Consider the following 13,034-nt stretch of genomic DNA (forward strand, 5'->3'; position numbering starts at 1 on the left):
CATGGGTGGCCTGCGTTTCCTGCCCTGGGTCCGCGACGGCGTCGCCCGCGTGGTCTCCCACACCGACACCCTCACCGGCGCGCTGCCCCGCCCCCGCGCCGAGGTGACCCTCACCGTCGCCGCGCTCGGCACCGACACCGCCACCGGCGACACCGAGCAGATCACCGGCACCTCGACGGCGCTGCTGCACGGGCCCGGCGACGTCGTCGGCGTCGACCCGCACGAGATCATCCGCAGCTACCCGGCACCCGGCGCGGAGAACGTCGAGGTGTCCCTGCTGGCCGCGGTCGAGTTCGACAACCCCGACCTGCCGTGGCGGTACACCCCTGCGCGGCCCGACGACAACGGCGCGCTGCGCCCGTGGCTGGTCCTCGTCGTGGTGCCGGTCGGCGAGGACGGCGCGCAGCTGCGCACGCAGCCGGGCCAGGCCCTGGCCCGGCTCGCCACCACGGTGCGGCACCTGCCGGTGCTGGCCGAGTCGTGGGCGTGGGCACACGCCCAGGTGCTGGTCACCGACGACGAGGACCTGTCCGAGGTGATCGCCTCCGCCCCGGAACGCACCCTGTCGCGGCTGGTATGCCCGCGCCGGCTCGCCGCCGGCACCGACTACCTGGCCGCCGTGGTGCCCGCCTTCGCCGCCGGGGTCCGCGCCGGGCTCGGCGAGACCGTCGACGACACCGGCCCGCTCGCCCCCGCCTGGGGTCCCGACTCGGCCCACCCCGGCCCCGACGATCCGGTGCTGCTGCCCGTCTACCACCACTGGACGTTCCGCACCGGGCCCGACGGGGACTTCGAGTCCCTGGCCCGCCGGCTGCGGGCCCGGGTCCTGCCCGACGACGTCGGCCGGCAGCCGGTCGACATCGCCGCGCCCGGCGGCGGCCTGCCCGCCGGCGACGACGAGGGCGTCGAGGGCCGCTCCGTGCTCGGCTTCGAAGGCGCCCTCGCCGCGCCCGGCATGACCCCGACCGCCTGGGCCGACGACGTCCGCCAGGCCTGGCAGGGCGCGCTCACCGACCTGCTGCGCCACGCCGACGACCGGCTGACCCCGCCGCTGTACGGCAACATCCACACCCAGCAGGGGCAGGTCCCCACCGACGGCGCGGAGCCGCGCTGGCTGGCCGGGCTCAACCTGGACCCCCGATACCGGGCCGCCGCCGCCCTCGGCACCCAGGTGGTGCAACGCCACCAGGAGGACCTGGCCGCCGCCGCGTGGGAACGGGCCGCCGAGCTGCGCGAGGCCAACGAGGAGCTCCGCCGCGGCCAGGCCGCCCGGGACACCGCCACCGCCCTGTTCGCCCGCCGCGTCGACCCGGACTCCCCCGGCACGCCGGTCGGCGACGACCAGCTCGTGGCCATGACCCAGCCGGTGCACGACCTCGTCGACCCGGGCGCCGGTGCCCGCCTCGCCGCCGCCGGCGACCCGCTCGACCGGCAGCTCGACGGCAACCCGGGCGCGCGGGCCGCCACCAGCGCGCCGCTGCGCCGGCTGCTGCGCCCCCGCGGGCCCCTCGCCCGCCGGGTCGACGCCGACGGCGGCCCGGCGACGCTGGCCCGGCTGGCCGGCGGCGCCAGCGCGGTGCCCGCCGCGAAGGTGCCCGCCGGCGGCAAGGTGCTGGACACGCTGGTCACCGACGGCCGTGGGCTCGGCTCGCTGACCCGCGCCGTCATCGAGCAGGCCGCCCAGAACCCGTGGTGGCACACCACCAGCGCGGCCGGCCTCACGGCGGGCATCCGGGCGCTGGCCGCCGACGACCCCGTCACCACCGTGGCCACCAACGCCGGCGACCTGCTCGGCGCCGACCGGTTCTTCCTCGGCGCCGCCGACGGTCGGCTGTTCGAACGCCGCCGCGTCGGCGAGCAGTGGGTGTGGCGCGACCACGGCCTCCCGCCGGGCACCGCCGTGGCCACCTCCGGCGCCACCGTGGCACCCGACCGGGTGTTCGTCCGCACCCGCGACAGCCGGCTGTTCGAGCGGCGGTGGGACGGCGACAGGTGGGTGTGGCGCGACTGCGGCGCGCCGCCGCTCGGGGTGCGCAGCCGCCCGACGGCCGGCGGCAACCTGGTCCATGTGCTCGGCGGGGACGGCAGCCTGTACCGCTACGACCCGGCGGCCGGGTCGTGGACGTCGCTGGGAAAGCCGGCGATGTGGTCCACCGAACGGCTCTGGGGCACCCCCCGCCCGATCGGGACGACGGTCCTGGTCGCCACCAGCCACAACCGGCTGTTCGTCCACAGCGGGCAGTGGAGCCAGGTCGGCAACGACGCCATCCCGCCGGTGTGGGGTTCACCGGCCAGCCAGCACCCGTCCGCGTACGGGTCCCGCTTCTCCTACCTCACCACGGACGGCTGGCTGGTCTCCCAGCTCTCCGACGGTTCCCTCTACCGGCACGACGCGGCCCCCGAGGGGCGGCGGCTGGTCTCGCTCGGGCAGCAGGCGGCCCAGATCGGCGAGGACGACGGCATGTCGATCATCGCCCTCGGCGCGCCCGACGCCAACCCGGCCGACGTGCGCCTCATGCGCCGCTACCGCTACTACCACGACGGGCACGAACGGGAGTACTGGGGCTGGGAAGTGATCGGGTCCGCGCCGGCCGGGGGCCTCGGCCGGCACCGCCCCGGGCCCGTGCTCGGCGAGTTCCGCAGCGGCGAGATCTTCGCCGTGACCGGCGACGGCCGGCTCACCTCGTGGCGCTGGGGCTACGCACCGACCGGCTGGATCGACCACGGCACCCCCGCCGACCCGCGCGGCGCCGGCCCGGACACCGCGCCCGCCCCGGCGCACCTGCGGTTCGCCCCCCGGGTGGGGCTGCTCGCGTCGCTGCTGTTCACCCACACCGTCCCGGTGGGCGCGGGCAGCCGAGCCCGGATGCAGATCGGGCACAACGTGGGCGACGACGGCGCGGTGCGGGAGAACGTCCTCACCGCCGCCGTGGACGGACCGGCCATCCCCGTGGCCGCCCGCGCCACCGCCACCACGATCGGCCCCCTCGCGCCGAACGGCCGCCCGGCCCTGGTCACCGCCGCCCTGCTGCCCGGCGCGGACGGCACCTGCCGGATCAGCTACTGGATCGGCCGGGACGCCACCGCCACCGGCACGGCCGCCGCCGGGTGGAGCGGCCCGTACGAGCTGCCCGACCCGGTCAGCGCCCACGCCGCCGGCCTCGACGTCGCCCTCGCCGACCTCGACGGCGACGAGCAGCCCGAACTCGTCGTCGCGTACGGGGTGAGCCGCCCCGGCGGCACCGAGAACCGGGTGTACTACCGCGTCGGGTGGGGCCTGGACGCGGCCGGCACGGTGACCCGCGGGTGGGGTGACTCGCAGCCCACCCCGCAGCAGCTCGACACCATCACCGCCGTCGGCGTCGACGTGGTCGACATGACCGGCGACCAGGTCCCCGACCTGCTGGTCTTCGCCGCCGGCGCGGTCGGCGCCACCCCGGTGGCCCGCTACTCCACCGGGCTCGGGCTCAACCGGCGCGGCCGGATCGTCAACGGCTGGACGGCCGCCCGCGCGGTGCCCGACGAGGCGGCCGTCGCCGGCGCCGCAGGGGCGGGCATCGCCGTGGCCGACGTGACCGGCACCCGCCGCCCCGACCTCGTCGTCGCCCGCCGCAGCGGCACCACCATCACCTACCGCACCGCCTTCGACCTCGACCCCGCCGGCGTACCCGTCAGCTGGAGCCCCGCGGTCACCGTCACCGGGGCCGCCGACGCCGGCACCGCCCGCGGCTGCGCGGTCGCGATCGCCGACCTGCGGGCCGACCTCGTCGCCGACCGGGCCCGGATGGGCGACGACTTCATGGCCGCCGCCGCGGCCCACCAGGGCCGGCTCGCCCCGGCGCAGTCGCTGGCCCGCAACCACCGGCCCGCACCGGTCGACCTCGCCACCGCCGCGGCGGCCGTACGCGAGACGGTCCGCCCCGAGACCGCCGTGGCCGGGGAGGTGCTCGCCGGGCTCAGCCTCGGCGACGGCGACCTGGTCGACGCCCTGCCCGACAGCGGCGACCCGCTGCGGCGGCTGCTCGCCGGGGTCAGCTTCACCGTCCCCGCCTACGAGCTGCTGCGCGGCCTGTCCCAGGAGCACGTCGTGCCGAACCTGCCCGCGGTGGCGCCGGAGACGATGACCGCGCTGGCCGCCAACCCCCGGTTCATCGAAGCGTTCCTGGTCGGGCTCAACCACGAGATGAGCCGGGAGATGCTGTGGCGGGAGTTCCCCGCCGACCCGCGGCAGACCTGGTTCCGGCAGTTCTGGGACGTCCGCGGCGCCGTCTCGGCCGGCGCGCCACTGACCGACATCCCGCCGCTGACCGACGACGCCTGGCACAACGGGCCGCTGGGCAGCCACCTCACCGCCGTCGGCGCCCCCGGCGAGCAGTCCCTCGTGCTGGTCATCCGTGGTGAGCTGCTGCGCCGCTACCCGTCCACCATCGTCACCATGCGTCAGGCCACGTGGACCGGCCCCGAGCAGCGGGAACCGGCCGGGCCGGACATCCTGCCCATCTTCCACGCGTGGCTGTCGCCCGACCTGCTGCTGTTCGGGTTCCCGTTCACCGCCGACGTCGCCCGCGGCGCCACCCGGCAGGCCGCCGGCCCCGCCGGCTACTTCTTCCTGCTGCGCGAGCAGCCGGCCGCGCCCCGCTTCGGCGTCGACCTCACCGGCGACCCGCTGCCGCCGGACGCGGTCGTCTTCGCCGCCCGGCAGGGCCGCAACGCCGCCGACACCGCCCTCGCGGTGCTGCAACGCCCCGTCCTGCTCGCCCGCCACGCCAGCGACCTGCTACCGACGCCGGAGACCCAGTGATGACCACCTCGTCGTACGCCGCGAACCGGCCGCCGCTGTCCACCGTGCTGACGCAGGCCCCGTGGACGTCGTCCGCGCTCGTCCCCGCGGTCATGCTGCCGGTGCGCCTGGAGACCCGGTTCGCCGGCGCGACCCTGAAGATCCGCGTCTACCCCGACCAGATCCACGTCGACGACCACGAGCCGGACCTCACCGCCGAGGAGATCGCCGCCGGCCGGACGTACTGGGGCGAGGGCCGGCCCGGCGGCGTCACCGGCGCACCCGACGAGGCGGCCTGGAACGACCTGGTCCGCCGCTTCGGCGCGCCCCGCGCCGCCTGGATCGCCCGGGTGATGGAACCCGTCGCCGGCGACTTCCCCGAGCCGCAGCCCCGCCCCAGCCCCTGGTGCGAACCGGCCCGGGCCCGGCTGCTGCCCACCCGCTGGTACGCCGTCGGCCGCACCGCCAGCGGCCGGCTGTTCACCGGCACCTCCGGCACCGTCACCCCGGACCTGCCCGTCGGACCCACCCCCGTGCCGGCCGGCGGCACCGGCACCATCGACCAGGTGCCGGCCGAGGCGCCGCCCGTGGACGCCGGGATGCGCTGGACCGTCGACTTCGCCACCGCCGAGGCCGCCGGCATGGCGCTGACCGTCACCGTCCCCACCGGCACCGACGGGAAACCGGAGACGGTGGAACGGCTGCTGGTGTTCGGGCTCGACACCACCGCCGCGCCCGACGCCGCCGCGAAGGCCCTCGGGCGCCTGCTGGAGGCGCACGCCGCGACCGACGGGCTGGCGTTCCTCGCCCCCGACACCCCCACCAACAACACCGCCACCGCCGCGCCGGCGGCGGCCCCCACCACCGCCGCGCCGAGCGCCGCCGACACCGCCACCGGGGCCGGGGCGCCCGACGCCGCCGCCGCGCTGGTCGCCGCGGCCCTGGGCGTGTCGCTGACCGCCGAACCCGACGACGCGCTGACCGCCGCCCGGGGCGCGCCGACCCGCGAGGGCGCGCCGACCGCGCTCGCCCGCGGCACCGGCGCCACCGTCGCCGACCGACCCACCGGCCGGCTGGTGCGGCGACTGCTCTGGCCGGCCAGCTTCGGCGCCCTGCTGCGGGACCTGCTGCCCGTCGCCACCGCCGCCGAGCAGGCCGCGCTGCGCGCGCACTTCGTCGCCCACGTGCACGCCGACGGGCCGCTGCCGACGCTGCGCATCGGCCGCCAGCCGTACGGACTGCTGCCGGTGGCCAGCCTGCGGGACTGGCGCCCGGCCGGCGGCGGCGAGGCCCGGGCCGTCGGGCTGCTCACCAAGCTGTGGCAGCAGGTGTGGCTGCCCTCCCCCGTTTCCCGGATCGTCCCCGGCCTCGCCGACCCCGAGCGCACCCTGCTGGACATCCTGGCCACCGACGCGCGGGTGCTGGAGGTACGCGCCCGCAGCATGCTCGGCAACGAGTACGTCAGCTGGCTGTGGCGCTTCGCCCGCCTCGGCCTCGGCCCGGACTGGCGCGAGCAGGTGGTCGAACCGGCCCGGGACCTGCTCGCCGCCCTCGGGCTGGGCAGCCCCACCGACCCGCGGCTGTCCCTGGCCGTGTTCGCCAAGGAGGCGTACGCCCTCGGCACGCCCCTGCTCGACGGGCCCGGACAGCCGCGCGCCGACCGGATCCGCGCGTACCTCGACGCGCTCGCCGCCGTCGGCCTGGAGGGCGACGAGGTTCCGGTGAGCCCCGGCGACGGGCCGGTGCCGCTGTTCCACCGGCTGCTGCGCGCCGCCCTGATCGCCGAGCACTCCGCCGCCGCGCACGCGTTCGCCGCCGAGGCGTCCCTGCCCGCCGCGGCGGAGGTCCCGGAGCCGGAACTGGTCGACATCCGGCCGCACGACCGCACCCCGGTGCTGCGCCGCCGCCTCGCCGTGTCCGTGCCCGGCGCCCCCGGCGAGACCGTCGGCAGCTACCTCGCCAGCTCCCAGCTCGACCCCCGCCACATCCGGGCCACCACCGACCTGCGCGCCTTCCGCGCCGCCCTGACCGACCTGGGCGACGCGCTCGACGACGGGCTGTCCCCCGCCGACCTGCACCGGCACGTCGCCGGCACCCTCGGCCTGGCCACGCACCGGTTGGACGCCTGGATCACCTCGCTGGCCACCCGCCGGCTGGCCCAGCTCACCGCCGGGCCGCCGACCGGGGTGCACGTCGGCGGGTACGGCTGGCTGGTCGACCTGCGGCCGGCCGGGCCGCCGCGGCTGGTGCCCCGCCCCGCCGACGTGCCCGACACCGTGGCGCCGCCCACGCTGCCCGTCGCCCCCGACGGCGCGGGTCACGTGCACGCCCCCTCGCCGGCGCAGGCCGTCACCACCGCCGTGCTGCGCAGCGCGTGGCGCTCGCACCACGGCGGCGACCACCCGATGGCCGTCGACCTGTCCTCCCGCCGGGTCCGCCTCGCCGAGCAACTGCTCGACGGCGTCCGCGCCGGCCAGAGCCTCGGCGCCCTGCTCGGCTACCGCTTCGAGCGCGGCCTGCACGACCACCCCGACGGTCCGCTGGACCAGTTCCTGCCGTTGTTCCGCCGGCTCGCGCCAGCGCGCGCCCACCGCGTCGACGCCCACGACGACACCACCACGGTCACCGCGACCGTCGAGTCGGCGGCGACCGTCGACGGGCTGGAACTGCACCGGCTGCACCAGGCCAAGGCCATCGAGTCACCACTCGACGCGCTGCCCGGCGCGGCCCGCACCGCCGTGCGGCAGGTCCTCGCCGACCTGGCCGACGCCACCGACGCCGTGGCCGACACGCTGCTCGCCGAGAGCGTCCACCAGCTCGCCCTGGGCGACATGAACCGGGCCGCGGCCGCCGTCGACGCCGCCTCCGGCGCCGCCGCCAGCCCACCCCGGCTACACGTCACCCGCACGCCGGCCACCGGCGCGACCCTCACCCACCGGGTGCTGCTGCTGATCAACGTCGACGACCGGATGGACCCGCTGCGGCGGGACTGGCCGGCCGCCCGCGCCCAGCACCCGCGCATCATCGGCAGCCCCGCCGACGCGCTCACCGCCGTGCTGCTGCCGCCCTCGCCGCGGGTGTTCTGGCGCTACCGCTGGCACGCCCCCGACGGCGTCACCGCCACGCCGTGGCGCGACGCGAGTCTGGACCGGCTGCAGACCCCGGCGATCGACCTGCTCGCCGCCCCGCCACACCCCGGCCGCCCCGACGACGCCGAACTGGACCGCCGCATCGCCCTCGTCACCTGGGCGAAGCTGCTGCCCGCCGAGGTGCGACCGGACTGGACGCTGGAGCTGGACTACGACCGCGACCCGGCCTGGGCAGCGGACAAGGTCGGCCTGGCCGAGTTCCTGCACGCCGTGAACGTGCTGCGGGACCTGTTCGGCCGCTCCCGGCCGGTCCTCGCCGCCGACCTGGGCCTGGACCCGGACGCGCCCCCGCAGGTCGATCCGGTGATGAAGGCGCAGACCGACGAGCTGTGGCAGTCGGCGCGGACCGCCGCCGCCGCGCTGCGGGCCACCCCGGCCGCCGACGCGCCCGCCTGGGACGAGACGGCGGTCCGCCTGCTGCTGGACACCGCCGCCGGCTTCGGCGTCACCGGCGCGGTGCCCCCGCCGCCGGCCGCCGGCACCGCCGCCGCGGTCGCCGACGCCGCCCTGGTCGCCGGCCACGAGCTGGACCGCCGGCTGGCCGCCCACTGCCGGGTCGTCGCCGACCTGCACGACCGGGCGCCCTGCCCACCGTCGGCCTGCACCTGCGACCCGGCGACCGACTTCGACCGGCCGACCGCACCCCCCGCGCGGCGGCGGGAAGCCCAGATCGCCCGCGTCCGGGCGCTGCTCGGCCCCGACATGCCGGTCCTGACCGCCGCCGGCGCGCCCCAGCCGGAGCGGTTGGCCGCCGCGCTGGCCGCCAGCGACGCGTTGCAGGGCGGCTCCCCCCACCCGGTGCGCCGGTGGCTGTCCCGCTACGGCCGGGTCCGCCCCGCCGTCGGCCGGCTCCAGGAGGTGCTGACCACCGCGCAGGCACTGGACGCCGGCGGCGTGGTGAAGCTGCCCGCCACCGTCCGGGTGGCACAGCTGCCGTACGCCCCCGGCGACCGCTGGGTGGGCGAGGCCCCGCCGCGCGCGAACACCGAACCGGTGTCCCTGGTCGTCGTCGCCCCCGGCGGCATCGACGCGACCAGGCCGGTGCACGGCCTGCTGGTCGACGAGTGGACGGAGGTGGTGCCCGCCGGGCGGGTGCAGACCGGCCTCACCTTCGAGTACGACGCCCCCGGCGCCGCCGCGCCGCAGGCGGTGCTGCTGGGCCTCGCGCCCGACGGCGCCGCGACGTGGCAGCCGGCCACCCTCGCCAACGTTCTGGAGGAGGCCCTCGACCTGGCCGTCGCCCGCGCCGTCGACGTCGACTCCCTCGGCGCGGCCGGCCAGTTCCTGCCCGCCCTCTACTTCCCCACCAACATCGCCGAGACCACGACCACCACCGACTTCGTCCCCGACGCGACGCTCGCGCCGCAGGGCGGGCAGGAGGGCCAGTGACCACCGTCGAACCAGCCCTGGCCGACACGCACACCCCGTCGGTCACCACCTGGACCCGCCTCGAACCGCGTACCCGCCGCGCCGACCTGGCCCCCGCCGTGGAGGCCCGCACCGCCGACCCGTTGTGGCTGCTCGCCCGGCAGTGGCAGCTCGGCGAGTTCACCGGCGAGGACACCGGCTCGCCGGTCAGCGCCCGGGTGCACGCCGAGGCCGCCCGGTTCACCCGCTACCGGCCCGGCACGGCCTCCGCCAGCACGGTCGGCCTGCCCACCGCCACACCGTTGGAGGCGGTGGTGGAACGGGAGTCCGCCGCCACCGCCGGCGACCTGCGCTTCGCCGTCGAGAGCGGCCAGCAGCTGCTGCGGTCGCTCGCCGCCGCCGGCGCCGGCGAGCTGGCACCCCGGCTGTGCAGCAGGTATCCCGTCCCCGCCGTGCCGCCCGACGCCACGTCGGCCGCAGACGCCGAGACCCTCGGCTACCTGCGCATCGCCGCCGGCCGCGTACCGCACGGCGACCTGGCGCTGCGCGCCTGCGCCGAAGGCCGGTTCGTCGCCGAGAACGAGGTTCCGTCCGCCCTGGTCGGCGCGGTCACCGCCGCGATCGCCGAGTGGATGACCTGGCTGGGCGTGCCGCCCCGCCCCGCCGGCCCACCGGACGGCTACCTGCTGCAACTGCCCGCCGTGCTGGCGCCGGGCGCGTCCCGGCCCGCCGCGCCGCCGTGGCCGCCCGAGGACTTCACGCCCCTGTTCAGCGCCCCCGGCCAGGAGGGGCCCGCGTGGCGGCGCGAGCGGCTGGAGTACGACTTCGCCGTCGGCGCGCACGGCTGCGCCGGCGAACTTGTCCTCACCGCCCACGAGTACGACGGCGACCGGCTGGACTGGTACCACTTCGACCACGAACCCGGGGCGACCCTCGACGCCGTCCCGGCGGTCGAGGACGTCGTCAAGGTGCTGCTGCCGACCCCGGTCGCGTACGCCGGCATGCCCTCGACCCGCTTCTGGGAGTTGGAGGACGCCCGGGTCAACCTGGCCGGCATCGGCGCCGGCGCCGGCGACCTGGCCCGGATGTTCCTGGTCGAGTACGGCCTCGTCTACGGCAACGACCACTTCCTGGTGCCGCTGGAGCTGCCCGTCGGGTCCGCCACCCGGATCCGGTCGCTGATCGTCACCGACACCTTCGGCATCCAGACGCTCGTGCCGGCCGCGCCCGACGACACGGCGCTGTTCCGCCCGTCCGGGGCGACCGCCGGCGGGCCGGCCGACGTGCTGGTCCTGCCCGCGACGGCCGCCGTCACCCTCGACTCCGAGCCGGTGGAGGAGGTACGCCTCGGCCGCGACGAGATGGCGAACCTGGCGTGGGCCGTCGAACGGACCGTCACCGGCGCCACCGGCCGGCCGATCGACCGCGGCGCCCAGGTGGGTCGGGCGGCGCCGCCGCCGCGGCCACCGGTCGCCGACGCCGAGGCGGTGCCCAGCCTGTCGTACGCCTTCGCCACGACCGTGCCGGACAACTGGGTGCCGCTGATCCCGGGGCCGACGCAGGACCGACCCGACGTGGTCCGGCTGCGCCGGGTCCCGCTGCAACAGCCGTCCCGCGAGGGTCCGCCGGTCGCGGTCGCCGGCCACAGTCGCCTGCTCGACTGGCGCTGGCGCGGCGACGACCTGGTCGAGCTGGCCATCCCCGAGGAGGAGGTGCCGCGCGCCGGCACCCGGCTGCTGCGCCGGTGGCAGCTCGCCCGGTGGACCGACGGGTCGGTGCACCTGTGGCTGGGCCGCGCCCGCCACACCGGCACGGGCGAGCTGTCCAGCGGCCTGCGCTACGACACCGTCCAACCGCGCTGAACGACCCCACCCGCGCACCGACCGAACCAGATCAGCGGAGACCACCATGACGATCACCTGGAAGAACGACCTGCCGCTGCCGATGGCCCGGCCCCGGTACTACGACCACCAGTACCTGCGCGCCGGCGACCTGACCCAGGCGCTGGACTACCTGCTGGCCCGGCAGAACCTCGCCGCCCGGCTGCTGCAGCCCAGGGGCGTGGTCACCGGCCTCGACCTGACCGCCACCGGCGGCGACGTGACGATCGGCCAGGGCGTGGCGATCGACGGCGCCGGCCGGGTGATCGTGCTGGCGGAGAACACCCGCAAGACCCTGCCCGCCGAGGGCAGCGGCTGGCACGTGGTGATCCGCTACCACGAGTACCTCACCGAGCGGCGCGACGAGGGCGGGGTCGCCGGCGAGACCCGGTGGACCGAGGAGGGACGCATCGAGTTCTCCGCCGCCACCCCCACCGACCCGGCCCACGCCATCGTGCTCGGCACGGTCACCCGCGCCGGCGGCACGATCACCGTGCAGAGCAGCGGGCGGATGGCGGCGGGCCTCCGGGTCCCGGTCGGAGCCATCGTGCCGGCCGTCGGCGGCGGCGCCCAGTCCGGCATCACCTTCCCCGGCGACCCCGGCGGCGGCGCCGGCGACGAGGCGTACATCCGGTACTGGCCGTACAGCGGCGAGAACACCATCCTGCGCATCGCCAACAACAACGACGCCGACGACATCATCGCCTTCACCCAGCAGAACGCGGACCGGCTGCGCATCGCCGGCGGCATGCTGCACCTGGGCAGCATGGAGGGGGCCACCGTCTCCCCCGGCCAGGTGGTCACCGGGCTCGGCTTCTGGGGCCCCGGCGTGCAGCACGCGCAACTGTCGTTCCGGGCCGGCAGGGGCTTCGAGCTGGTCGACCGCAGCAACGACGTGCCGGGGCTCGGTTACGGCGAGGGCAGCAAGCCGTACGCCGACCTGGCGGTCAAGGAGCTGCGGGCGGCGAGCCTGCGCGGGCGCGGCGGGCTGTCGCTGACCGCCGAGGGCGGCGTCGCCGTGCGGGCCACCGGCGGCGTCACCGTGGTCAAGGACGCCAACGGCAACGGCGACCTGACGGTGCAGGGTGGCCTGTGGACGGGCGGGAACATCTCCATGCCGTCCTATGGCTCCCTCAACGGCGCGAACCGACTGCACATCAACGGCCCCGAACGGCTTTACCTGCTCAACAGCGCCGGCGTCTACGTCGGCTACGGCGAGGGCAGCGGCCCGGAGACCGGCTGCCTGTGGGTCGAGAAGCGCGGCTTCTTCGGCGGGAACGTCCAGATCAACGGCCAGCTCGGCGTCGCGGTCAGCCCGAACACGGTGCCCTCCTGGAGCGGCGGCGGCATCAGCACGTTCGACCTGTTCTCCTCCGGCGCGATCTATCTCGGCACCGAGTCGGGCGGCTACACGATCAGCCTGATGGCCGGCAGCGGCGTGATCAAGGGCAAGTCCAAGCAGTTCGCCATCGACCACCCGCTGGACGCCCCCGACGCCACCGAACGCCGCCAGCTCATCCACGCCGCCATCGAAGGGCCGGAGAACGGCGTCTACTACCGGGGTGAGGCGCGGCTGGACGGCGGCACCGCCACCGTCGAACTGCCCGCGTACTTCGAGGCGCTGACCCGGCCGGAGGGCCGGACCGTGCACCTGACGCCGGTCTTCGACGACGACGAGCCGGTCTCCGCGCTGGCCGCGAGCCGGGTGAAGGACGGGGCCTTCCGCGTCCGCACCGTCGACGGGTCGCCGGCCTCGCACGCCTTCTACTGGGAGGTCAAGGCCGTCCGCGACGACCTGGAGCCGCTCGAGGTGGAGGTGCCGGCGACGCACTGACCTGCCCTCGGGGCCGGGCCACC

At 77.0% G+C, this 13,034-nt stretch carries 4 protein-coding genes; all 4 read left to right on the top strand.

Translation table 11 applies throughout. The annotated features are described in order from the left end of the window. Position 1: 1 nt before the first annotated feature. From ABT006_RS09310 to ABT006_RS09325, 4 genes are read left to right on the top strand one after another with little or no spacing between them, the layout of a single operon-like run. The gene (locus ABT006_RS09310; RefSeq protein WP_350704560.1) at positions 2-4,801 is read left to right on the top strand and encodes a hypothetical protein; all 4,800 of its coding nucleotides are present in this window, start codon (positions 2-4) and stop codon (positions 4,799-4,801) included. Further along, the gene (locus ABT006_RS09315) at positions 4,801-9,318 is read left to right on the top strand and encodes a hypothetical protein (protein ID WP_350704562.1); all 4,518 of its coding nucleotides are present in this window, start codon (positions 4,801-4,803) and stop codon (positions 9,316-9,318) included. The genes ABT006_RS09310 and ABT006_RS09315 overlap by 1 nt, the downstream gene beginning before the upstream one ends. Then, on the top strand, positions 9,315-11,159 hold the full coding sequence (locus ABT006_RS09320) for a hypothetical protein (RefSeq protein ID WP_350704564.1): 1,845 nt from the start codon (positions 9,315-9,317) through the stop codon (positions 11,157-11,159). Before ABT006_RS09315 ends, ABT006_RS09320 begins: the two co-directional genes overlap by 4 nt. Before the next feature lie 46 nt (positions 11,160-11,205). Continuing rightward, a complete protein-coding gene (locus tag ABT006_RS09325; RefSeq protein WP_350704566.1) occupies positions 11,206-13,011 on the top strand; it encodes a hypothetical protein in 1,806 nt (601 codons plus the stop codon). The last annotated feature ends 23 nt before the right edge of the window (positions 13,012-13,034 follow it).

The organism is Micromonospora sp. NPDC002717 (assembly GCF_040295705.1).
Taxonomy (GTDB): domain Bacteria; phylum Actinomycetota; class Actinomycetes; order Mycobacteriales; family Micromonosporaceae; genus Micromonospora.

Coding starts and splice junctions, on each gene's coding strand:
- ABT006_RS09310 (WP_350704560.1), top strand. CDS start 2: ATGGGTGGCCTGCGTTTCCTGCCCTGGGTCCGCGACGGCGTCGCCCGC.
- ABT006_RS09325 (WP_350704566.1), top strand. CDS start 11,206: ATGACGATCACCTGGAAGAACGACCTGCCGCTGCCGATGGCCCGGCCC.
- ABT006_RS09315 (WP_350704562.1), top strand. CDS start 4,801: ATGACCACCTCGTCGTACGCCGCGAACCGGCCGCCGCTGTCCACCGTG.